We start from the raw sequence: 24,148 nt of genomic DNA, 5'->3' as shown, positions 1-24,148 counted from the left end.
CGGGTCATCGCCGGGCGGCGTCACGGCGCACCTGGCGCGGGCCCCGGCGCGGCGGGTCGTCGATCACGGGTTCGTCGGTCACCGTCCCGCTCGCGCGCAGGCCGGCGACCTCCTCGGCGGTGAGGCCGAGCAGGCCGGTGAGCACCGCGTCGTTGTGCTGCCCGAAGACCGGTGCGGGCCGCCGCATCCCGCCGGGGGTGCGGTCGAGCCGGAAGGCCAGACCCGGGTAGACGTGGGTGCCGGCCTCGGGATGGGTCATGGTGGCCAGGAAGCCGCAGGCGCGCAGCCCCGGATCGGCCGCCACCTCCGTCCCGTCGTTGACGGGGGCCGCGGGCACGCCGGCGGCCTGCAAGGCATGGGCCGCGTCGCGCTTGCCGCGCGTCCGTGTCCAGGCGGCCACCGCCTCTTCGAGTTCGCCCTGGTGGGCCAGGCGCCCGGCGAGCGTCGCGAAGCGCTCGTCCGCGGCGAGGTCGGGACGGCCGAGGACACGGCACAGGGCCTGCCACTCGGCGTCGCCGCGCACCGCGACCGCGACCCACTCGTCCTCGCCCGCGGCCGGGAACGCCTGGTGGGGCGCGGCATCGGGCACGTGGTTCCCGTCGGGCGCCGGGGACCGGCCCGACTCGACCTGCTCCAGGACGAACTCACCGATCCAGTGCGCCGCCGCCTCGGTCTGCGGCACCTCCACATGGCAGCCGACACCATGGTGCGATCGCAGTTCCAGGGCCGTGACCGCGGCGGCGGCCGCGTTGAGCCCGCCGATCGGGTCGAGGATCGCCGGGCCCGTCAGCACGGGTTCCGCGTCGTCGCCGTACCCGATGAGCGCCGCCATGCCGCACGCCGCCTCCATCGTCTTCCCCATGCCCTGGTGGGTGGACATGGGCCCGGTCGACCCGAAGGCCGGCATCTCCACGACGATGATCTGGTCGTTGATCGCGGCGAGCCGCTCGTATCCGATGCCGAGGCGGTCGAGCACGCCGGGGGTGAAGTTGGCGACCAGGATGTCGCTCACCGCGGCCAGCCGCCGCAGGACGTCCAGACCTCCGGGCCGCTTCAGGTCCAGGGACAGCGAGAGCTTGTCGTGGCCCTGGGTGTTGAAGAGAAGGTTACGGTTGTAGGGCTTCTCGCCCGGGTCGAGGTCGGGGTAGTGATGGGGCGGCCCGCCGGTGAGGAAGCCGCGCCAGCCGTCGGGACGGCGCGGCGGTTCGATCTTGATCACCTCGGCCCCGAGCCATGCCAGGCTGCGCGTCGCCATCGGCCCCGCCCACGCCGTGGTCATGTCGATCACCCTGATACCGGCGAGCGGCCCGGGCCCTCCCTTCGTCGAAGGGGCGCCGACCTCGCATGGACCGCCCCTCCGGGCAGGGCCGCCCGTCGCGGCGGGCACCGAGTGCGCCACGCGCTCAGGGATCTCGCCGAGTCCGGGGCTGGGCGTGTCGGCGAGGTAAGGGGAGCCGGAGACCCGGAACAGCGGTCCGAGGGCCGCCTCCACACGGCCGGTGGGCCCGGACCGCAGCGCGCGCACGACCCCCCGGCCGCGCCACTGTTCCGACGCGACGAGCTCCTCCGGTGTCCAGACTCGTTCGCAGCTGATCCGCAGTTCCTGCGCCCGGGTCACCACCTCCTCGGTCGTCATCCGCAGCGCGCGGCCCTGGAAGACCTTCACCAGCTCGTCCCAGTCACGGATGAACGACCCGGGCCGGTCGAAGCGGGGGTCGTCGGCGAGGTACTCGGCGTCGAACAGGCGGCACACCGCCGCGGGGTCCCTGATGGCGAACATCACGATGTGGCCGTCGGCGCAGCGCAGCGTGGCGAGGAGCCCGGTGTAGCGCGCCCGGCTCTCGGTCGTGCCGTTGTAGCTATGCTGGGTCACGAAGTTCTGCCCCATGGCGGCCATCGACTCGAAGACGGAGGCACGGGTCCTCTGCCCGCGTCCGGAGCCGCGCCGCTCGTGCAGTGCCGACAGCACCGACACGAACGCCGTGGTGCCGCAGGCGTAGTAGGCTCGCCGGCCGACGCCGTACAGGGGCTCCCGGTCGCTGCGGCCGGTCGCGTTCATGTAGCCCGAGAGCGCCTGGTGCACCATCTCGTCAGCGCCCCAGCCGGCGTACGGGCCGTTCTCGGGAAAGTCGCTCACCACGCATTCCACGACCCTGGGGTCGAGTGCGGGCAGGACGGTCGCGGCGTCGCGGATGACCACGTCGGCGCCGGCCACGAGCGCTCGCAGCCGCTCGATCCGGGCGGGCTCTTCGCCGGGCAGCATCACGGACGCCTTGCCCTGGTTGAGATGTCGGAACAGGAGAGAACCAGTGTCGTCGTCGGCGGCGAACGGGGGCATGCGCCGCGTCGGCGTCCCTCCGCCCGGTTCCACGAGGGTGACCTCGGCGCCGTAGCCGGCCAGCAGCTTCCCGCAGTACTGGCCGGCCACCCCCGAGCTCAGGTCGGCGACACGCAGATGCCCCAGCGCGGCAGGGCGCGGCGTGTCACGCCGCAGCGGCCCGCTCATGAGTACAGGTCCGAGGACGCTTTCATGACCCGGCTCATCATGAGCACCGAGGCCACCGGGGTACCGCCGCGGCTGGCCGTCGTCTCGGTCCACATGTACTCCGTCTTGGGGGTACAACCGAGGGCCCGCACCGTGCCGGCGACGTGGTAGGTCTCGCCGAGCAGCAACGGACCGTTCAGGTGGCGGATCTCGATCGCCCCGTAGAGTCCCACCGCGGGCCCGCGCCGCCGCACGATGACCTGCTTCACCGACTCGAAGGTGAACGCCACCTCCGTGGGCGGCGACGCGACGGCGGGGCCCCAGGGCGAGGACTCGTCGTACCAGTCCAGAGGCTCGGCCATCAGTCCCCTGCGCAGCCGGTCACGCTGCCGCTCGCCGTCGAGCCGGATCTCGCCCAGATCGATCTCCTCGCCCACTTCGAGGAAGGAGAGGATCCGGAGCTGGTCGGCGTCGCGGCTTGTCATCCGGTCCGCCAGGCCGCTCGGTCCCGCGGGGTCGCCGACGGTGGCCGAGCCGTCCCAGACACGTCGGCCCTCCGCCGTGTCCATCCACAGCTCCGCCCGTCCACTGTCGCCGCCGGCCGGAGGGCGCCGTGCGAAGGCCCGCACCGCTTCGCCGTCGACGGTGGCCTGCCGGAAGTACGCGGCCATCGTCCCGCTCTCGAACCACTCCCGGCCGTAGAGGTCGAGCGCCAGCGGCACGGCCTGCTCCATGTGGTAGCTGCCGGCGATGGTCCCGCCCCGGAAGCCGAGCCGCTGCGCGGTCGCGTCGTCGTGGATGCTGCCGGACGCCGCCAGGTGAAGGTTCCGAGGACGCCGCACCTCCCCCGCGAGCGTCTCGCCGTCGGCGCCGGTCACCGGTTCAGGCCCAGGTAGGCGAGGTTCACGTTGCCCTGGATCGACGGGCTGTCCTTCGCGCCGGTCACGTTGTCGCGCCAGGCCAGCGGGTCCGGGATGAAGTACAGGCCGATGAACGGGACATCGCGGGCGGCCACGGCGTTGATCTCCTTCATGACCTTCTTCTGCTCCTCCTCGCCATAGGTGGTGAGCAGCTTGTCCACGAGCGGGGTGGCGGCCGTCTTGACGCGGCCCACGTTCGCCGGGGTGTCCTGGCCGTAGAACCTCGGGTAGACGTACATGGGCGAGGTCCCGCCCATCGACGAGATCAGCATCAGGTTCTCGGTGCCCGGGTAGAAGTTCTTCGTCGCCTCCGCGGTGGGCTGTGCCTTGACCTGGAGGTCGATGCCCACCTTCTTGAGCTGCTCCTTGAGCACGACGGCGTTGTCGGCGTACGGCGGAACGTTGAGGGCCACCGCCTTGATCGTGAGCCCGCCGCCGTGGCCGGCCTGCCTCAGCAGTTCCTTGGCCTTCTCGGGGTCGTAGGGCTGGGCGTTCTCGACGCCGCGGTCGTAATAGGGGCTGCCGGGCGGGTACGGCCCCCAGGCGGGAGTGCTCCACGCTCCGCCCGACACCGCCACGGCCATGGCCTTGCGGTCGATCGCATGACTGATGGCCTGGCGCACGCGCACATCGTCGAGCGGTGGCCTGGAGCGGTTGAGGTTGATCGAGGTCCATCCGGCCGAGACGCCGTTGCTGCCGAGCGTGATGCCGGACTGGTCCTTCAACTGCGCGAGGAGGGTGGTGTTGAAGCCCCACGCGTAATCCACATTGCCCGTTTGGATCTCACTGGCCAGGGCCGAGTTGTCGCTGAGGATCCGCCATTCGATCTTCCGCACCTTCGCGGCGGGGGTGCCTGCCTGGGTGTAGCCGTCCCAGCGGGTCAGCTCCGCCGAAACGCCCGGCTTGTAGGCAGTGAGCTTGTAGGGGCCCGCCCCCACGGGCCGGCTGGCGAACTGTTCGCCCTCCTTCTCGCGCGCGGTCGGCGAGGCGACCATGCCCATCCGCCCCGAGAGCAGGTCGGGCATCGCCGCGTACGGCTCGCTGAGTTTGAACACGACGGTCTGGGCGCCGTCGGCGGTGATGGCGGTGACCTGCTCGGGAACCTGGTTGCCCATGGCCTTGCACTGCATGAGGCTCTTGGCGACGGCCGCGGCGTCCATCGCGGTGCCGTCCTGGAACTTCAGGCCCGGCTTGAGCTTGAGGGTGAAGCCGAGCTCGTCGTCGGTGTACTTCCAGCTCTCCGCGAGGCCGGGGCCGAGCTTCCCGGTCTTGTCGTCCGCCTTGATGAGCGGCGCGTACAGGACGTTGTGGTAGGCCAGCTCGGAACCGTTGCTGGGTCCGCAGGAGTCAAGCTGGACCGGCTTCTCCTGGGTGGCGACCCGCAGAACGTCCGCCGCGGCTGCGCCGCCTCCCGTTCCGCCGCACCCTGCCGTGGCTGAGACCAGGACCGCCCCGGCAACGGTGAAGCCCGCCACCCGCCGTCGCCCTCCGTTGCCGTTGCGCACAAGTTGCACTGTGACTCCCGTCGACGCGGTTCCGCGTTAGGCCATGGCCAGCGCTCCAGAGCGGCCAAGCCAGCGCAAGTATTTGCACTGCGGATGCTAAAAGAACTGTGACGGCGAACACAAGGGCCTCCCGTCGCCGGAGCCGGTACGCGATCCAGGAGCCGGGCGCCGCCGGCCGGCGATCGAGGGCACGCAGGACCTTGACAGAGCACACCGAAGGACTCGAAGCTGTTCCAGAACGAGATTCTAAAACCGCGCACTCTACGCGCCCCTGACAGTCCCTCGACTCCAGGAACAGGCCGTGGGAGTCCCGAATTAGAACAGCATTCTAAAATATCTCCCCAGAACGCGGAGGGACCATGCGAAAGGCCGGGATCGTCGGCGTCGCCGAATCGGAGCTCGGTAAGACCCCGCATCTGACCGTTCTCTCCCAGCAGGCGCTGGCGGCCAAGGCCGCCCTGGACGAGGCGGGCCTGACCAAAGACGACGTCGACGGTCTTTTCACCGCGGGCGGCTGGGGGTGGGCCCCGACGATGATGCTCGCCGAGTACATGGGCATCCAACCGACGTACACCGACAGCACCAACATCGGAGGGGCATCCTTCGAGGCGCATGTCGGCCATGCCGCAGCCGCCATCGAGGCCGGCCTCATCGACGTCGCGCTGATCACCTACGGCAGTACCCAGAAGACCGGCGGAGGCCGCGGGGCGAGGCAGCGCACCGCCGCGCTGACCGGCCAGTTCGACCAGCCGTACGGCGTCCTGACCCCGGTCACCTCCTACGCGCTGGCCGCGATGCGGCACATGCACGAGTACGGGACCACCAGCGAGCATCTGGCCGAGGTCGCGGTCGCCGCCCGCCAATGGGCCCGGCTCAACCCCAAGGCGTACCGCCGGGAGCCGCTCACCGTCGCGGACGTGCTCGCCTCCCCGATGGTCAGCGACCCGCTGCACAAGCTCGATTGCTGCCTCGTCACCGACGGCGGCGGCGCGGTCGTGGTCGCGGCCGAGGACCGCTTCCCCGACGTGGCCACCAAGCCGGTCCGGGTGCTCGGCCACGGCGAGACGCACACGCACAACTCGATCATGAGCATGCCCGATCTCACCGTCACCGGCGCCGCGCGGTCCGGGCCCGCCGCGCTGCGCCGGGCCGGGGTGGAACTCACCGACCTCGACCTGGTGGAGATCTACGACTCCTTCACCATCACCGTGCTGCTGACGCTGGAGTCGCTCGGTTTCTGCAAGCCGGGAGAATCCGGCGACTTCGTCTCCGGCGGCAGGATCGCCCCCGGGGGCGAGTTCCCCATGAACACCAACGGCGGCGGCCTGTCCTACACCCATCCCGGCATGTACGGGATCTTCCTGCTGATCGAGGCCGTCCGGCAGCTGCGCGGCGAGTGCGGCGCCCGGCAGGTGCCGGATGCGGAACTCGCTCTCGTGCACGGCACCGGGGGCGTCCTGTCCGCCACCGCGACCTGCGTCCTGTCCTCCTAGCCGTCCTGCCCCCTGCCATCCCCCTGGCCGCCCCCGCCCCTCGGAGCACCCGATGTTCGAACCAATGATCGACGCCGATTCCCGGCCCTACTGGGACGGCATCGCCCGCGGAGAACTTCTGCTGCAGCACTGCCTGAACTGCGCGCGGCCCATCTTCTATCCGCGCGCGGTGTGCCCGCTCTGCTTCTCGACCGACCTCGAGTGGCGGACGGCCTCCGGTACCGGCACCGTCTACTCCTACACCGTCATGCGCAAGGCGTTCGGCCGCTTCGCCACCGATCCGCCCACGGTGGTGGCTCTGGTCGATCTGGACGAAGGCGTGCGGATGATGACCCATCTGGTCGGGCTGGACCCGTCGGACGCGCGGATCGGAGCGCGGGTCGAGGTCACCGTGAAGGCCGTCGAGGAAGACCTGTCCCTCCCCTGCTTCACGCCGATCTCATGAGCCTCCGCGAGCTGTTCAACCCCACGTCGATCGCGCTGATCGGCGCCACCGATCGCTCCCGATGGTCCCAGTTCACCCACCAGAACCTGCGCGACTTCGACGGGCCGGTCTACCGGATCAACCCGCACGGCGGCACCGTGCACGGCCGGCCCGCCCACCGGTCACTGGCCGAGGTGCCCGGCCCGGTCGATCTGGCCTACGTGATGGTGCCCACCCCGGCCGTCCTGCCCGTCCTGCGCGAGTGCGCGGAGGCCGGAGTGCGGTCGGCGGCCGTGCTCACCGCCGGTTTCGCCGAGATCGGGGACGAGGGGCGCCGGCTCCAGGACGAACTGGTCGCCCTGGCCCGCGAGCGCGACCTGACCGTCCTCGGCCCCAACGGCAACGGCTACATCAACGCCGCCGCCGGCATCATGCCCTACGGGCTGCCGATCCCCGGCCCCCTGCCGAAGGGATCGGTGGGGTTCGTCCTGCAGAGCGGCGCGCTGGTCAGCGGCGTCCTGAGCGCCGCCGCGGCTCGCAACGTAGGCACGTCGCTGCTGGTCTCCATGGGCAACGAAGCGACCGTGTCGGTGGCCGACGTGGTGGACCACATGGTCGACGATCCCGCGACCAAGGTCATCGCGCTTTTCCTCGAATCCGTCCGCGACCCGGCGGCGTTCACCCGCGCCGCCTCCCGCGCGCTGGCGGCCGGGAAACCGATCGTGGCGCTCAAGGTCGGGCGCAGCCGGATCGCCGCGCGCAGCGCGGCCGCCCACACCGGCGCGCTGGTCGGTGACGACCGGGTCACCGACGCGGCCTTCCACCGGCTCGGCGTGGTCCGCGTCCGCTCCCTGGAGGACCTGATAGTCACGGCCGGTCTGCTGGCCGCCACCGGCCCGCTGCCCGGCGGCCGGGTCGGCGTGGTCACCCCGTCCGGCGGTGCCTGCGAGATCATCGCCGACCGTGCCGAGGACGAGGGTGTGGCGCTGCCGGAGTTCTCCGAGCGGACGCTCATCGAGCTCCGGGACCTGTGCCCTCCCTTCGCCACCGTCCAGAATCCGCTGGACGTCACCGGATACATCCTCGTCGACCCCAATCTGCTCAGGGGCGCGGTCGAGGTGGTCGCCGCCGATCCGGGCATAGACGTGACCCTGCTGCTGGCGGACCTGCCGCGGCGGCGCCCGCCGAGCGACGCCGCCGAGGCCCTCGTACGCGGGCGCGTCTCCGCACTCGCCGACACCGTCGCGCGCACGACCGCCAAGACCGGGCGGCCGATCATCGTGATGTCCACGGCGATGTCCGAGATCACCGACTATGGACGGGAACTGGCCGAGCAGACCGGCCATCCGCACGTGCTCGGCGGTATCGAGCACGGGCTCACCGCCCTGGGACATGCCCTGGAATGGTCCGCCCGGTACCGCCGGGCCACCGCCGCGACCTCCGCTCCGGCGCGTGTGGCCGCCCCACAGGCCGATCCCGCTGAGGATCCGCTGCGACTGGTCGCCGACGCGGGCGTACCGGTGGTGCCGACCGCGCACGTCACCAGCGCCGAAGACGCGGTCGCCGCGTCCGGATCCGCCGGGTACCCGGTCGTGGTGAAGGTGGCCGGCGACATCCCACACAAGACCGACATCGGCGGGGTCCGGCTCGGGCTGCGCACCGCCGCCGATGTGCGCGAGGCGTACGAGGCGGTGACGGCGGCGGGCGGCGATGCCGCCACCGGTGCCGTCGTCCAGCCCCAGCGCGAGGACGGCGTCGAGCTGATCGTCGGAGTGGTCCGGGACCCGGTCTGGGGGCTCGTCCTGGCGGTCGGCCTCGGCGGAATCTGGACCGAGGTGATGCGCGACTCCGTCCTCCGGCTGCTGCCGGTGCGCCGCGCGGAGATCAAGGACATGCTCACCGGGTTGCGCGGTGCCCCGTTGCTCCAGGGCGCCCGCGGTCGCCGCCCCGCCGATCTGGACCGGCTCGCCGAGGTGATCGAGGGCTTCGCGGCGTGCGCGCAGGCACTGGGCGACCGGCTGGAATCGATCGAGATCAATCCGCTGCTGGTCGATGGCCCGCGGGTGGAGGCACTGGACGCCCTGATCACCTGGCGACCGGCGAGCGAGGAGAACTGACATGGCCATAGGACTGACTCCCGAGCACGAAGCGCTGGCCGCCTCGGTTCGCGGCTTCACCGAGCGGCACCTGGGCCCGCGGTCCACCGAGTCCACCGCCGAGGGCCGGCCGCGATGGTGGGAGGCCCTGGCCGAACAGGGACTGCCGGGACTGCACCTGCCCGAGCACCATGGCGGGCAGGGATTCGGCCTGCTCGATCTCGCGGTCGTGCTGGAGGAACTCGGCGGCGCTGTCGCGCCCGGTCCCTACCTGCCGACCGCACTGGCCGGGGCGGTGATCACCGCTGCGGGCGGCGCCGACGTGCAAGCCGAGGTGCTGCCCGGTATGGCCGCCGGGACCACCACCGCCGCGGTCGCGCTCGGCGACGGGCTCACCGCCGAGGAGGACGGGCACGGTTTGATCGTGTCCGGCCGGACAGGTCCCGTGCTCGGCGCGGCCATGGCCGACTTCCTTGTGCTGCCCGCCGGTCCGAGCCACGTGGTCGTGCCCGCGTCCGAGGTCACGGTGACGCCGCTGCGCAGCCTGGATCTTCTCCGGCCAGTGGCCCGGGTCGAGGTCACCGGCGTCCGCGTCGCGCGGCGGCGAGTGCTGACCGCCCTGACCGCGGAGCAGGTGCGCGACCTGGCCGCGACCCTGTTCGCGGCCGAAGCATGCGGCGTGGCCGGATGGTGCGTACGGACCGCGGCCGAGCACGCCAGGCTTCGCGAGCAGTTCGGCCGCCCGATCGGTCAGTTCCAGGCCGTCAAGCACAAGTGCGCGCGGATGCTCGTCGCACTGGAGCAGGCCAAGGCGGCGGCGTGGGACGCGGCACGCGCACTGGACGACGGCTCGGCCGACGCCGCGTTCGCGGCCGGGGTGGCCGGAGTCGTGGCGCTGGACGCCGCAGTGTCGGTCGCCAAGGACTGCATCCAGGTGCTCGGCGGCATCGGCTACACCTGGGAGCACCGCGCGCACCTGTACCTGCGGCGGGCGCTGACGTTGCGCGCACTGGCCGGCGAGTCGGCCGACTGGGCCGTCCGCGTGGCCGGCCGTGATCCCCGCCCCGTCCGCATCGACTTGGCCGAACCGGCCACCCGGGAGCGGATCCGCGCCGAGGTAACGGAACTGGCGGCGATAAAGGATCAGGCCGAGCGCTGGGATCGTATGGGCGACACCGGCTGGGCCGCGCCGCATCTGCCCAAGCCCTGGGGACTCGGCGCCACTCCCCTCGAACAGATCCTGATCCAGGAGGAACTGGCCGCCGCGGGGATATCGGGCCCGCAGCTCGGGCTCGCCACCTGGCTCGTCCCGTCCCTTGCGATCTACGCGACCGAGCAGCAGAAGAAGGAATTCCTCGCGCCCACGCTGCGCGGGCGCATGGTGTGGTGCCAGCTGTTCAGCGAGCCCGGCGCCGGATCGGACCTGGCCTCGCTGAGCACCAGGGCGCAGCGGGTCGAGGGTGGCTGGCGGCTGACCGGCCAGAAGATCTGGACCTCCGGAGCCCACCGGGCCCAGTGGGGCTACTGCCTTGCCAGAACCGACCCGTCGGCGCCCAAGCATGACGGGATCTCCTACTTTCTCGTGGACATGACCTCCCCGGGCGTGGAGGTCAGACCGCTGCGTGAGATCACCGGCGGGGCCATGTTCAACGAGGTCTTCCTGGACGACGTGTACGTCCCGGACGAGCGGGTCGTCGGCGAGGTACATCGCGGCTGGCAGGTGGCCCGCAACACGCTGGGCAACGAGCGGGTCGCGATGGGCGGCGGGCGCGGCAGAGGGCTCTCGGACCTGGTCGCGGCGGGCAGGACGCGGGCGCTCGACCAGGTGGAGCTGGGGCGGTTGGTCTGCGAGGGCCAGGCGATCGAGCTTCTCGGACTGCGGAGCACGCTCAAGCAGGTACTGGGTATCAAGCCGGGAGCGGAGGCGAGCGTGCGCAAGCTGCTCGGCATGGAGTTCGCACAGCGCGTCGCCGACCACCTGCACGCCTGGCAGGGCCCCGAGGCCGCGGTGGCCGAACCCGGCGAGCCGTCCGGACGACGGGCCCTGTCGATGCTCGCCGGCCGTGCGGGCACCATCTACGGCGGCACCACCGAAGTACAGCTCAACATCATCGCCGAACGCCTCCTCGCCCTACCCCGAGACCCCTGATCCGCTGCCCAACGTCTATCGCGGCCCCTGCCCACAACCGGTGGACAAGGGCCGCACGCCATGCTCAAAACCGCTCGGGCGATGCTCCTATGGACGTCACTCCGTGGAGGGGCTGGTGGTTATGAAGTCGGGGTGGCGCTGGGGGAGTCGGGGGGAGCCGACGCGGGTGGCTGGTTGCTGAGGTCCTCGGTGGGGTTCGGGCCCACGAAGAGGAGGACCTGGTTCTTGGCCCAGGGAACCGCGTCGTGGACGTACCACGTGGACGGGACCTGGCCGGGCTTCAGCACCTTGCCCATGGCGCGGTATTCGGGCACGGTGACGTGCCGCTCCCGCAGGGCGGTCAGTACCTCGCCCACGCGGTGCCTGCGGTAGGTCATGCCGTGCATGACTTCGCCGGGGGCCGTGGCGGGGGCGGTGCTGATGTACTTCTCGCCCGGACGGGCGTCCCGCCCGAAGACGATGGTGGCGCTGCCCTTGTAACCGGTGCGGATACGGACGCCGACCGGGCAGGCGCCGCCTCCACCGCCGGTCTCGCACTCGCCCTTGGCGGTGATCGTGATGAGGTCGCGCTCGGTGGTGTGCTCGCTGGTGTCCATCATGACGACGGTGCCGACGACGGACGGGGACGCCGGGACCATCGACAGCGTGACGTTGAGACCGTGGGCGGCGAATTCCTCCTGGTAGCGCTTCGGGTCGGCCAGCGGGTCGCGGACGCGGACGTCGATGTAGCCGCCCTTGCGGGTGAAGGTCAGCGCGGCGGCCAGCGCGACGCGCGGGCTCGTCGGGGTGATGTCGGGCGTCCTGCCGGGGCCGCCGTCGCGGGTCGCGACGACCGCCGTGACGGCCGCGCAGGCGACGCCCGCTGCGGCCAGCGGGAGGCCGATGCGCAGGACCGGCGAGCGCCTCCGGCGCGGGGCGGCCGAGGGGGCGGCGGTCGCGGTGACGCGGTCGGCGAGGGCGGTGGCCGCGTCCTCGGGGATGAGGGCCGCGGCCTGCCGGTCGGTGACGGAGGCGAGCCCGCCGATCAGCGGGTCGATGTCGCGGTTCATGTGTGGTCTCCGTTCGGGATCCGCCGGCCGTTGGCAGGCAGGGGCGCGGCGTGCAGGGGCGTGGCGGGCGGGGAGGTGCCGGGGACGTCAGCGTCCGTGCGGGCCAAAGCGCGGGCGAACCGGCGGCGGGCGCGATGCAGGCGGATCCGGACCGCGTTGCGGGAGCAGCCGAGGACGGTCGCGATCTCGCCGTGGTCGAGCCCCTCCCAGCCGACCAGGGCCAGCAGTTCGCGGTCGGCTTCGGGCAGGCCGCGGAACGCCGCGCCCACGCCGGCCAGGTCATCGCCGGGCGCGTCCTGGACGGTCAGGCCGTCGCGCAGCCGGGACCCGAGGTCGGCGGCCAGCGCGGACCGGCGACGCTCGCCGCGATGGTGGTTGGCCAGGACGCGGCGGGCCACCCCGTACAGCCACAGCCGGGCCTGGTCGCCGGGCGGGACGTCGTCGAGCCGCCGCCAGGCCGTGAGGAACGTCTCCGCCAGGATGTCGGCGGCGTCCTGCGGGTCGCTGGTGCGGCGCAGCGCGTACCCCAGGATCCGGGCGCGGTTGGCCGCGTAGACGTCCTCGAAACGGCGCCGCCGTTCGTCGGGCGGGTGAGTCTCCTGCGCGTCGGATCGTCGCAATGGGGATGGCAAGCCCTCTCCTCTCGTCGCGGCGTTCTCACCGGACGCAGGGCACATGTCCACACATCGCAAAGCATTTCGCAGCCTGGGTCGGTGAAGTCGAGCCGCCGGTCAGTGATCAGCGACAGCTCCACTGACACATCATCAGCCGTCAACGTCCGCCACGCTGCGGCGATCTTCTTCAGAGTTGAAGGGCCGCCAGCGTCGCTCGGTTCCAGGAGGTAGTCGCCGTTCACGGCCTTGCGCGCATCGACTGCGTACGTCACCTGGCGTTTGACCTCGACGCCGACCCGGACCACGGGATCAGGAACCCCGCGCGCCCGGTCGATCAGCGCGGCCAGACACGCCTCCCACGGAGATCAAAAAAGCCGGTTCCTCGCTGGGAACCGGCTTCTGACCTGGGTGGGCGATACTGGGTTCGAACCAGTGACCTCTTCGGTGTGAACGAAGCGCTCTCCCACTGAGCTAATCGCCCTGGCGGAGCGGCCTGGTGGCGTTTCCGACGTGATGACTTTAGCGCATTCCGGGGGTGGTTCGCGCGCTGGAGCTCAGCTCCAGGGGGTGTAGTCGCCGATGGCCCACGGGAGGGTGAAGTCGTAGACGACCAGGTAGGCGATCACGGCCGCGCCGACGAGGATGCCCAGGGTCACCGCCGTGATGGTGTTGCGGCGCTTCTTGCGGGGGTCGAGGGCCTTCTCCTTGGCCTTCTCGGCGGCCTCCTTGGCGCGGTGGAGGGCGCGCTGGGCCCAGGCGAACTCGGTGGCGAGGATGGCCAGGCCCAGGATCAGGCCCAGGATGCCGGGGCCCGGGGTGATCATCATGATCAGGCCGCCGGCCAGGACGGTCACGCCGACGGTGAAGACGCCGATCCGCCAAGCGGTGTTGAGCAGGGCGTTCCGGCGGATGTAGGCGCGGAACCTGGTGTACGGTTTCGGCCCGACCTCCTCGAGCGGCGTCGGGGCCTGCTTCTCTTCCTTCATGGCCACGGCATTTACTCTATGGCACCCGCCACACATCGCGGTGTCTGGCCGCATCGGGCCGCGGAGGGCGGTTCCGCAACTCTGGGCGGGGCTTCGATCGTCACACATGGCGAGTGCCGGTGTCCCCGCCTTCGGCACCTTGGCCGTATCCGATTTTACCCAGGTCAAAAGGTACATTACGGTGCGTGAGGTCGGTCACAGAGCGTGCGGGCGGCGGAATGTTCCCCGGTGTTCCGGCAGTTACGCGTCATGGATCGCGGGGATGTCCGTGGGAGGGAGTGAGCCCGCACCGGAACGCCCGCGTCCCAGCGGGACCGACGTCTGAAGGAATGTGGCCATGAGCAGCAGTACCACCGTCTCAGCGGAGCTGGGCCTTCGTCTCGTCGTCCCCGACCGCACCACCGTTCCGCTGCTGGCCGGTATGGAGTACGCGGCGGACGACCCGTACGCCATCCGAATGGCGTTCTATGTCGGCGAGGACGAGCCGGTGGAGTGGATCTTCGCCCGCGAACTGCTCACGGTCGGCATCGTGCGCAAGGTCGGGGACGGCGACGTCGAGGTGTGGCCCGCGGGGTCGGGCGACGACACCCTGCACATCGCGCTGTCGTCGCCGTTCGGGAACGCCCTTTTCGAGGCGCCCCTGTCCCCCGTCGCCGACTTCCTGCACCGTACGTACGAGGTGGTGCCGGCCGGCCGGGAGGGCGAGTTCATCGACATCGACTCCGAGCTGGAGGATCTTCTCTGGCCGTCCTGACCTCACTCGCTGAGGCGCGCGATGTGGCGCATCTTGTTCATCGCGTCCAGCGCCGCCACCTTGTAGGACTCGGCGAGCGTCGGATAGTTGAAAACGGCGTTGACCAGGTAGTCGACCGTTCCGCCGCACCCCATCACGGTCTGCCCGATATGGACGAGCTCCGTGGCGCCCGTGCCGAAGACGTGGACGCCCAGCAGGCGCCGGTCGTCCGGTGAGACCAGCAGCTTGAGCATCCCGTAGGAGTCGCCGATGATCTGGCCGCGGGCCAGCTCCCGGTAGCGGGAGATCCCCACCTCGAAGGGCACCTTGGCCTCGGTCAGCTCGTCCTCGGTCCGCCCCACGAAGCTGATCTCGGGGATGGTGTAGATCCCGATGGGCTGGAGTTCGTGCATGCCGTGGACGGGCTCGCCGCAGGCGTGGTGGGCGGCCAGCCTGCCCTGTTCCATGGACGTGGCGGCCAGCGCGGGGAAGCCGATCACGTCCCCGACCGCGTAGATGTGCGGGACCTCGGTGCGGTAGTTCTCGTCGACCTTGATCCGGCCGCGGTCGTCGGGGGCCAGGCCGGCGGCCTCCAGGTTGAGCTCGTCCGTCATGCCCTGGCGGCCGGCCGAGTACATGACGGTGTCGGCGGGGATCCGCTTGCCGCTCTCCAGGACGGTGATCGCGCCCCTCGGCATCCGTTCGACGGAGGCCACGGTCTCCCGGAAGCGGAAGGTGACGGCCAGGTCGCGCAGGTGGTACTTGAGGGCCTCGACGACCTCCAGGTCACAGAACTCCAGCATCCGGTCGCGCCGCTCCACCACCGTGACCTTGGTGCCCAGGGCGGCGAACATCGACGCGTACTCGATCCCGATCACCCCGGCGCCCACGACGACCATGGTCTCGGGGATCCGGTCGAGGTTGATGATCCCGTCGGAGTCGATCGCCGTCCGGTCGTCGAACTCGACGGTGCCGGGACGGGCGGGACGGGTGCCGGTGGCGATGACGATCTTGTCGGCGGTGTACTTCTGCTCCCGGTCGGTGCCGTTGCCGACCCCGATCGCGTGCGGTTCCAGGAACCGCCCGGTGCCGGGCAGCATGGTGACCCGGTTGCGGGCCAGCTGGCTGCGCACCACGTCGACCTCCCGGCCGATCACGTGCTGGGTGCGCAGCCCCAGGTCCTGGACGGTGATCTCGTCCTTGACCCGGTAGCTCTGCCCGTACAGCTCGCGCTGGTTGAGGCCGGTGAGGTAGAGCACGGCCTCGCGCAGGGTCTTGGACGGGATGGTCCCGGTGTTGATGCAGACCCCGCCGATCATGTTGCGCCGTTCGACGATGCCCACCCGCTTGCCGAGCTTGGCCGCGGCGATCGCCGCCCGCTGCCCGCCGGGGCCGGAACCGAGCACGAGAAGGTCGAAATCGTTCACGGTCCCCAGTCTGACCGGATCCTGGGTTCCTCCATAAGGCCCTTTGGGGAACGAATCGCGTCCGGCCCGGAACCGGCGACCGCCCATAAGGCCGGGTTCCAGCGGGCATTGGTACGGGCATGGACGTTCTCGGCATCGACATCGGCGGCTCCGGCATCAAGGGCGCTCCCGTCGACCTCGCCAAGGGCGAGCTGGCGGGCGAGCGCCACCGGATCGACACCCCCGAGCACGCGGAGCCGGAGCCGGTCGCGGAGGCGCTGGGCCGGGTCGTACGGCATTTCGGCTGGTCGGGGCCTATAGGCGTGACCTATCCGGGCGTGGTGGTGGACGGGGTCACCCGGTCGGCGGCCAACGTGTCGCGCAAGTGGATCGGCCTGGACGCGGCGAGGCTGCTCGGTGAGGCGGCGGGCAGGCCGGTGACGCTGCTCAACGACGCGGACGCCGCCGGGATCGCGGAGATGCGGCATGGCGCGGGACGGGGCCGTGACGGCACCGTGGCCGTGCTGACGCTGGGCACGGGCATCGGCAGCGCGCTGTTCAGCGACGGCGTGCTGGTGCCCAACACCGAGTTCGGGCACATCGAGATCCGCGGCAAGGACGGCGAGGCGCGGGCGGCCGCGAGGGCGCGCACGGAGCGCGATCTGAGCTGGGAGAAGTGGGCGGCGCGGCTCTCGGAGTACCTGACCAGGCTGGAGGCGCTGATCTGGCCCTCGCTGTACGTCCTGGGCGGCGGGGTGAGCCGCAAGGCGGACCGGTTCATCCCGCTGATCAAGGGGGTGCGGGCGGAGATCGTCCCGGCGAGGCTGGTCAACAACGCGGGCATCGTGGGCGCCGCGATGGCGGCCGCGGCCGCCGCCGAGGCCCCGGGCGCGGTGGACCCGGTCCGTTCGGCGGGCCGCGACACCGCCCCGGCGTCCGCGGGGCCGGTCGGGTCGGGGGCGTCCTCAGCCTGGTGAGCGGGCCTGGGCGCCCGCCAGGGAGCGCGCGAGGCGGCGTGCGGTGCCGGCGTCCACCGGCGCGTGGCCGACCATCAGGCGGTACCACAGCACCCCGTACGCCTGGTCGGTGATCAGTTCGAGGTCGGCGTCGTCGCGGAGCTCGCCGCGGGCGCGGCCACGCGCGAGGATCTCGGTGAACGCCTCCCGCCTGCGCCGTGTGAACTCCGCCATCATCTGGGCGACCCCCGGGTCGCGCTGGGCCTCGGCCATCGCGGCGCGCAGGAGCGGGGCCACCGTCTCCCTGCCCGCGCCGCCGAAGGTGGCGACCAGGAAGGTCTCCAGGTCGCCCAGCAGCGTCCCGGTGTCGGGGACGGGCGCGATCTCGTCCGCCCGGTCCGCGACCGCCTCCAGGACGACGGCGCCCTTGGACGGCCACCAGCGGTAGATCGTCTGCTTCCCGACCCCCGCTGCGGACGCGATCTCCCCGATGGTGACCTCTCCGCCGCCGGGACGCGCGAGCAGGGCGGCGGTGGCGTCCAGGATCGCGCGCCGTGCCGCCTCGTTGCGCCGCCGCCCGGTGTGCGCCCGGGTCCCCTTCGGCGGGGATGTCTCCCGCGTGCCCGCTTCCCGCATGGGACGGATCCTAGCGTTTGACGAGACCGCGCGTCTCGGCGAAACTTGTCGAGACACAAAGTCTCGACAATCTTCGGGAGATCGGCATGAGCACGACCGGCCACAAGAAGGCCCGGCCCAACGACGACTTCTTCCACCGCAGGCTGGCCAACCCGATCATGCGGCGCATCGCGGGACACCTCCCCGGGCAGGCCGTGCTCGAGACGACGGGGCGGCGCACCGGCCTCAAGCGCCGCACCCCGGTCGGCGGGAAGGTGCTGGACGGGTCGTTCTGGATGGTCAGCAACCACGGGACCGAGTCCGACTACGTCCGCAACATGCAGGCCGACCCCCGCGTCCGCGTCCAGGTGGGCTCGCGCTGGCGGACCGGGACCGCCCATCTGCTGCCCGACGACGATCCCCGCGAACGGCTCCGGCACCTGCCCAAGATCAACAGTTTCATGGTCAGGCGCATGGGATCGGACCTGCTGACCATCCGCATCGACCTCGACCCGCTCCCGCGCGACTCGTCCTAGGCCGCGCCGCCACCGGCCGGGTTCAGCCGCAGAGGGCCACCACCTCGTTCTCATGCGACTCCAGGTGGTGCATTCCGGGCGCCTCCGCCTGTAGCCGCACGCGGTCGCCGCGGATCACGTCGCGGCGGCCGTCCGGCCGGACCAGGACCGTCCCGGCGGCGTCGAGCGCGATCAGCTCGTCCTCGACCCTCAGCAGCAGCGGCGTGCCCTCCTTCGGGGACGCGGCGATCGCGGTACGGCCCGCCGCCAGGCCCCCCAGCACGTCCCCGTCCTCCGCGAGCACCCAGGTGACGGGCGCGCCGAGCGGGCGGCCCTGCGCCGGGTCGTGGAAGTCGCTGCCGCCGACCGGGGCCAGGTCGTCCCGCCACAGCCGCGCCCAGGCCAGCGGCGCGCCCCAGCGCCGGTCCCACCACGAGGTGTGCCAGATCTCCGCGAGCCGCGGCCGTCCCGAACCGCCGCCCGCGTCCGGGAGGGGACGCCGCCAGGCGGAGTCCCCGCTCAGCGGGTGGTTGATCGACATCACCTGCGCGCGGGCGGCGGCGTGCTCGGCCCAGGCGTCGGCGGGACGCCTGAAATCCACCCAGGCGTCCTTGCCGTCCCCGCCGAACACGTTGGCGTGGCCCAGGTCGGTCGTGACCTCCTGGCCAGGGACGAGGACGACCCCGCTGTACGACTGCGCCGCCGGAAGCTCGGCGTGGTGGCTCACCGTGTTGTGGTCGGTGACCGCCAGGAAGTCCAGGCCCTCCTCCGCGGCCAGGCAGGCAAGCTGGGGAACGGTCAGGGTCCCGTCGCTGTGCACCGTGTGCGCGTGCAGGTCACCGGCCATCCACCGCATCCCGGCGGGCGCGGGCGGCTCCGTGCGCCGCGGCCGTTCCGGGACGAGCGGAGGCCGCACGGCCTCGGGCACCGGCGGCGCGGCGTCGGACGGCGTGATGACGACCTCGTACGGGACGCCCTCCGGGCCCACCCGGTGCAGTCCCAGCCAGACATGCCACAGGCCGGGCTCCGGCTCGCCGGGAAGGTAGCCGGGCGTCGCCCAGTCAGGCGCGATCGTGAACGCCCGGCGCGCTCCCCCGGACCAGCCGCGGAACCCGGCCGGGCCGTGGCAGCCCAGGTCGAGGACCCCGCCCTCGTACGACAGTTCCACGGTGAGGGACCCGCATCCTGGCGGGACCTCCACCGGCAGCTCGCGCAGGGGCGCCACGATCCGGTCCTCAAGGGTCCACCGGCCCCGGTGCACTGTGGGCCTCATCGTTCCACCACCGTCGTGATCTCGGCGTTCTCGTGAGGTGACGTGCTCGCAGAGTTCTCCACAACGGGCACCTTCCCCGCCAGAGCCCTCCTGACCACGCCGACCGCCGAAGCATGCGGGTCCTTCAAAGAGTCGGGAAGCACCCCATACCGACACGACTCTCTTTTGAACGCGAGCGGCGACCGAGGTGGGTCAGGGGTCCATCAGCTCCGCGGCGCGGGCCGCGAAGACCTCCATGGCCTTGGTGGTGACCGGACCCGGCGCGGCGGGCAGCGCGGTGCCGTCCACCCGCGCGATCGGCTGGACGTCGCGGGTCGTCGAGGTCAGGAACGCCTCCTCGGCCCGGAACAGGTCGTCCAGCGGAAGGTCCTCCTCCTCGGCGCCGAACCACTCCATGACCAGCGCGCGGGTCACCCCGGCCAGGCAGCCCGACGACAGCGGCGGCGTGATCAGCCGGCCGCCGCGCACCACGAAGATGTTGCTGCCGGTGCCCTCGCAGAGGTTCCCGGCCAGATTGCCGAAGATCGCCTCGCCGCCGCCGCGCTCCTTCGCGTACGCGAGCGCCACCGCGTTCTCGGCGTACGACGTGGTCTTCAGGCCGGACAGCGCCCCGCGCTCGTTACGCGGCCACGGCACCACCGTCACCGCGGCGGTCGCGGGGAACGGCCGCTGCTCGGCCACGATGATCGAAACAGTGGGACCCTCGTCCCCCCGGTCCGAGCCCAGCGGGCCGGGCCCGCTGGTGTAGGTGATGCGGATCCGCGCCAGCGGCCACTTCGGCGCCGCCGCCAGCACCTCCAGGGTGCCGTGCGCCAGCGCGTCGTGGTCGGGCTCGGGCAGCCCCAGACCGGCCGCCGACCGGGCCAGCCTGCGCAGATGGCGTGTCAGCGCGAACGGCTCCCCGTTCGTGGCCTTCACCGTCTCGAAGACGCCGTCCCCGACCATCATGCCGTGGTCGAACACCGACACCCGCGCCCGATCGGGATCGAGCAGCTCCCCGTTCAGCCAGATCTTGCCCTGCCCTGCCGTCACCGGCAGCCACCTCCAAAATGGCCGGGCCGTCCGAGACCCGGTCCTCGCGCTGTATCCAGGGCCCATCGGACCCGCGTGACCTGCCCGATGTCGCGCCGCGGCAGGCCGTTCTCCGCTTGTCACACACCCGGCCGCCGGGGCGGCACGGTCCGGCGTCCACCCGGCCGCCGGCCCCACAGTACGGCCCCCGGTGGACGGGTTCGAGCCCATCCGGGAACGCCGGCCGCCGGACCTCGGCGTACCCGCGACCCCGGCGCACGGAAACACGCCATCTCAGCCGTCGCCGCCCGTGCCCGTCCCGTAAACCGGTTTGGGGAAGCGGCCGGGACGCGCTAATCTTGCTCCGTCGCCGCAACGGGCAACGGCCCCGGAGCAGCGCACGCGGAAGTGGCTCAGGGGTAGAGCATCACCTTGCCAAGGTGAGGGTCGCGGGTTCAAATCCCGTCTTCCGCTCTGAGGTGAGGCAACAGTCTCGCTCTGGTGGAGTGGCCGAGAGGCGAGGCAACGGCCTGCAAAGCCGTGTACACGGGTTCAAATCCCGTCTCCACCTCAACGACGCGCCCCCACAAGGGGCTCGCTCGCGGGCGATTAGCTCAGTGGGAGAGCGCTACCTTGACACGGTAGAGGCCACTGGTTCAATCCCAGTATCGCCCACCACACCTCTGCGCAGGTCAGGGGCCTTGCTTGTGTTGTTGACGAGTGAGGTCTCAGGCCTGGTTGGGCGATATCCGGGCGATGATCTCCTCGCCGGTGCCCGCGCCAGCCTGGTGCCTCGCTTCCAATGTAGCGATGGTGGGCCGCAGTTGCGGCAGGACCGCAAGCAGATGGTCGCGTTCGCCGCTGCGTAGCGCCAGCAGTGACGCTTCCCAGCGGGCCTGGAGGGCTTCCAGGACCTGTCGCTTCATCGCGGGCGTGACGTGTTCATACACATCAGCCATGCCGGGCAGTTTGTGTCCCAGCCGGGCGGCGCGCGCCACATCGGCGATGCCGTCTTCGGCCAGCCAGGTCCGGTGGGTGTGCCGTCCCTCGTGGAAGGTGAAGCCCGGCAGCACCGGCGGGACCCGCTTGGCGGGGTCGCGGTGGTCGGGGGCGCCGTCCCAAGCCGGGCGCCAGAACCGGCGGGCGAAGTGGCTGCGCCGCAGCCGGCCGCCCTTGTCCCCCACGAACACATAGGCGTGTCCGGCCTCCTGCAGCAGCGGCTGGTACAGCTCGGACAGGAACGGCGGGAGCTGCACCCAGCGTTTGGCGGCCGGGGTCTTGGGACGGTCGGCCTTGACCAGATGTCCTCGGGCCTCGGCGAGGGGTTCGCTGACCCGGATGGCCTTGTTGAGCTCGTCGTACTCGTGCGGCTGCTGGCCGACCAGCTCCGACCAGCGGGCGCCGGTGTAGCCGTCCATCAGCGCCAGCACGAATCCGCGGTAGCCGAAGCTGTCATGTAGCCGCAGCGCGGCCCGCAGGATCTGCACGGGCGTGGCGACCAGGTGTTCCCGCGCGTCCGCGCCGGTGGTGACGCGGATGCCCTGGCATGGGCTGGCGGGGATCTTGCGGGCACGGACCGCCACGTTCATGATCGTGGAGAACTGCGCGAACACCGAGGCGACCGTGGACTCGGCGAGTTCGTCGTGCAGTTCGTTGACCCAGCCCTGCACTTCCAGGTGGTGATTGAAGATCATGATCAGCGGCCAGTCCTCCCACTGCGGGAGCAGGTGGTTGTCCAGATAGGACCGGTACTTCGCCCGGGTGGTGATGGCGAGCCGGGCGTTACGCAACCAGGCCTCGGCGAAGGTCCCGAACGGCGTCTGAGCTTCGGACGGGTCGATCCACAGATGCCGGCGGATGAGCGATTCCTGTTCTTGTCCCCAGGCCAGGGCGGCCGTCTTGGTCTCGAACCCTGACTGCGATCCCCAGGTACCGTCGGGTTTCTTGTACCGGCTCCTCCAGCCCTTGCCGTGTCGTTGGGCGTACGCCATCACATCTCCTCATCGATGTCGACGAATGGTTCCGCAAAGGCGGGCAAAGTTGGCTGCGCGCTTGCGGTACGTGCGGGAGCGGCCACGTCGGGCTTGGCCTACAGGCATTTCCCACGACGCGGCCGAGGGCGACCAGCCGCCGTCACCGGTCGTCGTGAGCCGGAATTGATGATCTCTTCCAGGTCACCTTCGCTGAACCGTAGATGCCGTCCCACGAACGTGCACGGGATCAGCCGGGCGGCGGCCTTCTTCCGCAACCACGATTCACGCACCTTCAAAACCCGCGCCGCCTCGGCCGGGGTGTACAACTGCGTTTTGCTCACACCATCACACCCTTAGGCGTGCGAAGCGTGTCGCAGTCCGACCTCAGCCGCACCTCGGAATAGGGAGCATAGAGGCTCATCGAAGGCTGCGCGACGCTGTCGGGCAAATGCAAGGCCCGGCAATCCTCTCTGCCGCACCAGCGAATAATCCACCCGGAGGACGGCAATTCGCTTGCCGCCGTTGCCGCTGCGACAATCTCGCTGCTGCCACCACGCTCATCGTGGGGATGTATCCCAAACCGGACTTGAGCCAGATCGCCGTTTTGCCGGATCCGCCTGCAATTGGACGGCATATTGGTTGCCCAGCCCCCTGCTCCTAACCGGCGGTTGAGGATTTCGAGTTCCCGCGCGCACGATTCATCACGCGAGGCCACTGGCGTGATCGTTGCCGCTGAGCCGGTGCTCGGCAATGCGGCAGAGCTCCACGTCCGGTTCGATGCCGATGAAGGAGCGGCCGAGTCGCCGGGCGGCAATGCCGGTGGTGCCGGTTGCCGCGAACACGTCCAGCACGGTGCCGCCGGGGCGGCAACCGGCGGCAATGCAGCGCAGCGGCACCTCGACCGGCAAGGTGTGCCGCTGCGGTCGTGCCGGCAAGGCCCACACGTCCCCGGCAACCCCGAACGGCAAGACCTGCAGCATGCGCGGCCGCTGCGACCCGGATGCCGCACAGTGTCGAGGGCGGCATGAAGCGATCGCCCTGGCCTGTCTAGGGATGCCGTGCCGACAGGCTTGCTTTCTGAGGCGGCGCCACCCGCCTCGGAGCGCACCAAGCTGAGTGCTCAGGAGGTTCGCAGAGGCGGGGTCGCCGGTCTCGGCCAAGCGATCGAAGGACTGGTGGGCCGCGGCGCTGTCGAAGTAGTACCGGCCGGTCTTCACCAGCAGGAAGATCAGCTCGTAGGAGCGCGGAAACCGCTCATCGGCCGGGTGCGGCTCGGTGGCGGAGTGGTGCCAGACGATGGCATTGCGGATGACCCAGCCGTCGTCTTGCAGTGCGAAGGCCAACTGCCACGGGAGCCCGATCAGCGAGGCGGCGGGCATGCCAGCCATGGCCGGATCGGGGATTCTGCGGCGGTGCCTGCCAGCGAGATGGAGGGCTGATGCGGTCTGGTCTGTGTACCGGTCGCTGGTGATGAGCCATGCGGTGCCCTGATCGGTCAGGACCCGGTGCGCTTGTGCGAGAACACGGCGCAGGGAGGCCAGGTAGAGAGCTGCGGTGGGTTCGGCGCCAAGGCGTTGGGCGGGCTGTTTGGCGTCTTGGGGCGGGGTCCAGGGTGGTGGGCTGGTGACGATGCAGTCGGCGGATCGGTCGGACAACTCGGCCAGAACCTGGAGTGGGTCTGCGGCGTACAGGGTGGCGGTCTCATCGTTCCAGTAGGGGACCTGCACGAGATCAGTTCCCTCCCGTCATCTGGATGGGCATGGACTCACTGGCCAGATTGTGGGCGGGCGCCTCATACAGACCTCATACGGGCCTTCATACAGATTTCTCACGCACCGAGACCCACCTGCTCTCACGCCAACCCGAGTTGGGAGAGGTCTGGGGCTGTTTGCCACACCGGCAGCCCCTCGGCAACGAGGCACTGCAGCGGCACCTCGACCGGAAG

The 24,148-nt window shown here is 71.0% G+C and carries 20 protein-coding genes and 4 tRNA genes; 10 read left to right on the top strand and 14 right to left on the bottom strand.

The annotated features are described in order from the left end of the window. Positions 1-4 precede the first annotated feature (4 nt). From ACGWYJ_RS22575 to ACGWYJ_RS22565, 3 genes are read right to left on the bottom strand one after another with little or no spacing between them, the layout of a single operon-like run. The gene (locus ACGWYJ_RS22575; protein ID WP_395108235.1) at positions 5-2,506 is read right to left on the bottom strand and encodes a CoA transferase; all 2,502 of its coding nucleotides are present in this window, start codon (positions 2,504-2,506) and stop codon (positions 5-7) included. After that, positions 2,503-3,363 carry a hypothetical protein gene (locus ACGWYJ_RS22570; protein ID WP_395108234.1) on the bottom strand — a complete coding sequence of 287 codons (861 nt, stop codon included), beginning with the start codon at positions 3,361-3,363 and terminating at the stop codon, positions 2,503-2,505. The genes ACGWYJ_RS22575 and ACGWYJ_RS22570 overlap by 4 nt, the downstream gene beginning before the upstream one ends. Then, positions 3,360-4,919 carry an ABC transporter substrate-binding protein gene (locus ACGWYJ_RS22565; protein ID WP_395108233.1) on the bottom strand — a complete coding sequence of 520 codons (1,560 nt, stop codon included), beginning with the start codon at positions 4,917-4,919 and terminating at the stop codon, positions 3,360-3,362. Before ACGWYJ_RS22565 ends, ACGWYJ_RS22570 begins: the two co-directional genes overlap by 4 nt. 350 nt (positions 4,920-5,269) lie before the next feature. On the opposite strand from ACGWYJ_RS22565, the gene ACGWYJ_RS22560 reads away from it, so the two are divergent. From ACGWYJ_RS22560 to ACGWYJ_RS22545, 4 genes are read left to right on the top strand one after another with little or no spacing between them, the layout of a single operon-like run. Beyond that, entirely contained in the window at positions 5,270-6,403 is a 1,134-nt protein-coding gene (locus tag ACGWYJ_RS22560; RefSeq protein WP_395108232.1) for an acetyl-CoA acetyltransferase, read from the top strand. 52 nt (positions 6,404-6,455) lie between these two features. Further along, positions 6,456-6,848 (top strand): Zn-ribbon domain-containing OB-fold protein, encoded by a 393-nt coding sequence (locus ACGWYJ_RS22555; RefSeq protein WP_395108231.1) that lies wholly within the window; start codon positions 6,456-6,458, stop codon positions 6,846-6,848. Continuing rightward, complete coding sequence (locus tag ACGWYJ_RS22550) at positions 6,845-8,944, top strand: acetate--CoA ligase family protein (RefSeq protein ID WP_395108230.1); 2,100 nt, start codon at positions 6,845-6,847, stop codon at positions 8,942-8,944. The genes ACGWYJ_RS22555 and ACGWYJ_RS22550 overlap by 4 nt, the downstream gene beginning before the upstream one ends. Position 8,945: 1 nt before the next feature. Next, entirely contained in the window at positions 8,946-11,072 is a 2,127-nt protein-coding gene (locus ACGWYJ_RS22545; protein ID WP_395108229.1) for an acyl-CoA dehydrogenase, read from the top strand. Positions 11,073-11,191: 119 nt separating this feature from the next. On the opposite strand, the gene ACGWYJ_RS22540 is transcribed toward ACGWYJ_RS22545, so the two are convergent. The 4 genes from ACGWYJ_RS22540 to ACGWYJ_RS22525 all read right to left on the bottom strand — a co-directional run bounded on the left by ACGWYJ_RS22540 (position 11,192) and on the right by ACGWYJ_RS22525 (position 13,721). Beyond that, on the bottom strand, positions 11,192-12,121 hold the full coding sequence (locus ACGWYJ_RS22540) for a hypothetical protein (RefSeq protein WP_395108228.1): 930 nt from the start codon (positions 12,119-12,121) through the stop codon (positions 11,192-11,194). After that, complete coding sequence (locus ACGWYJ_RS22535) at positions 12,118-12,753, bottom strand: RNA polymerase sigma factor (RefSeq protein ID WP_395108227.1); 636 nt, start codon at positions 12,751-12,753, stop codon at positions 12,118-12,120. The genes ACGWYJ_RS22540 and ACGWYJ_RS22535 overlap by 4 nt, the downstream gene beginning before the upstream one ends. A 391-nt stretch (positions 12,754-13,144) precedes the next feature. After that, a tRNA-Val gene (locus tag ACGWYJ_RS22530) sits at positions 13,145-13,216 on the bottom strand. A gap of 73 nt (positions 13,217-13,289) precedes the next feature. Next, complete coding sequence (locus ACGWYJ_RS22525; RefSeq protein WP_395108281.1) at positions 13,290-13,721, bottom strand: PGPGW domain-containing protein; 432 nt, start codon at positions 13,719-13,721, stop codon at positions 13,290-13,292. A gap of 337 nt (positions 13,722-14,058) precedes the next feature. Between ACGWYJ_RS22525 and ACGWYJ_RS22520 the strand changes: the two genes are divergently transcribed. After that, positions 14,059-14,475, top strand: a complete 417-nt coding sequence (locus ACGWYJ_RS22520; protein WP_285696550.1) for an SsgA family sporulation/cell division regulator — start codon at positions 14,059-14,061, stop codon at positions 14,473-14,475. Between the two features lie 2 nt (positions 14,476-14,477). Here ACGWYJ_RS22520 and sthA read toward each other — a convergent pair whose 3' ends face one another. Continuing rightward, a complete protein-coding gene (gene sthA / locus ACGWYJ_RS22515) occupies positions 14,478-15,881 on the bottom strand; it encodes a Si-specific NAD(P)(+) transhydrogenase (RefSeq protein ID WP_395108226.1) in 1,404 nt (467 codons plus the stop codon). A 119-nt stretch (positions 15,882-16,000) separates the two neighbouring features. On the opposite strand from sthA, the gene ppgK reads away from it, so the two are divergent. After that, positions 16,001-16,837 (top strand): polyphosphate--glucose phosphotransferase, encoded by an 837-nt coding sequence (gene ppgK / locus ACGWYJ_RS22510; protein WP_395108225.1) that lies wholly within the window; start codon positions 16,001-16,003, stop codon positions 16,835-16,837. On the opposite strand, the gene ACGWYJ_RS22505 is transcribed toward ppgK, so the two are convergent. After that, positions 16,826-17,452 (bottom strand): TetR/AcrR family transcriptional regulator, encoded by a 627-nt coding sequence (locus ACGWYJ_RS22505; RefSeq protein ID WP_395108224.1) that lies wholly within the window; start codon positions 17,450-17,452, stop codon positions 16,826-16,828. The genes ppgK and ACGWYJ_RS22505 overlap by 12 nt on opposite strands. Positions 17,453-17,538: 86 nt before the next feature. Between ACGWYJ_RS22505 and ACGWYJ_RS22500 the strand changes: the two genes are divergently transcribed. Then, positions 17,539-17,967, top strand: coding sequence for a nitroreductase/quinone reductase family protein (locus ACGWYJ_RS22500; RefSeq protein ID WP_395108223.1), 429 nt, complete (start codon positions 17,539-17,541; stop codon positions 17,965-17,967). Positions 17,968-17,989: 22 nt separating this feature from the next. On the opposite strand, the gene ACGWYJ_RS22495 is transcribed toward ACGWYJ_RS22500, so the two are convergent. Both ACGWYJ_RS22495 and ACGWYJ_RS22490 read right to left on the bottom strand, forming a co-directional pair. Beyond that, positions 17,990-19,219 (bottom strand): CehA/McbA family metallohydrolase, encoded by a 1,230-nt coding sequence (locus tag ACGWYJ_RS22495; protein WP_395108222.1) that lies wholly within the window; start codon positions 19,217-19,219, stop codon positions 17,990-17,992. Between the two features lie 192 nt (positions 19,220-19,411). Further along, positions 19,412-20,251, bottom strand: coding sequence for an aminotransferase class IV (locus ACGWYJ_RS22490; RefSeq protein ID WP_395108221.1), 840 nt, complete (start codon positions 20,249-20,251; stop codon positions 19,412-19,414). Positions 20,252-20,632: 381 nt separating this feature from the next. On the opposite strand from ACGWYJ_RS22490, the gene ACGWYJ_RS22485 reads away from it, so the two are divergent. The 3 genes from ACGWYJ_RS22485 to ACGWYJ_RS22475 all read left to right on the top strand — a co-directional run bounded on the left by ACGWYJ_RS22485 (position 20,633) and on the right by ACGWYJ_RS22475 (position 20,908). After that, a tRNA-Gly gene (locus ACGWYJ_RS22485) sits at positions 20,633-20,704 on the top strand. 26 nt (positions 20,705-20,730) lie between these two features. Further along, a tRNA-Cys gene (locus tag ACGWYJ_RS22480) sits at positions 20,731-20,801 on the top strand. Between the two features lie 32 nt (positions 20,802-20,833). Beyond that, positions 20,834-20,908 (top strand) — tRNA-Val (locus ACGWYJ_RS22475). A 50-nt stretch (positions 20,909-20,958) separates the two neighbouring features. Here ACGWYJ_RS22475 and ACGWYJ_RS22470 read toward each other — a convergent pair. From ACGWYJ_RS22470 to ACGWYJ_RS22460, 3 genes are all read right to left on the bottom strand, one after another. After that, entirely contained in the window at positions 20,959-22,221 is a 1,263-nt protein-coding gene (locus ACGWYJ_RS22470; protein WP_395108220.1) for a tyrosine-type recombinase/integrase, read from the bottom strand. Between the two features lie 98 nt (positions 22,222-22,319). After that, complete coding sequence (locus ACGWYJ_RS22465; protein WP_395108219.1) at positions 22,320-22,544, bottom strand: helix-turn-helix domain-containing protein; 225 nt, start codon at positions 22,542-22,544, stop codon at positions 22,320-22,322. 360 nt (positions 22,545-22,904) lie between these two features. Continuing rightward, the gene (locus ACGWYJ_RS22460; protein ID WP_395108218.1) at positions 22,905-23,930 is read right to left on the bottom strand and encodes a DNA-methyltransferase; all 1,026 of its coding nucleotides are present in this window, start codon (positions 23,928-23,930) and stop codon (positions 22,905-22,907) included. Positions 23,931-24,148 lie beyond the last annotated feature (218 nt).

The sequence above is a fragment of the Actinomadura sp. SCN-SB genome (assembly GCF_043906805.1).
GTDB lineage: Bacteria > Actinomycetota > Actinomycetes > Streptosporangiales > Streptosporangiaceae > Spirillospora.
This window is presented reverse-complemented; position numbering and strand designations above follow the sequence as displayed.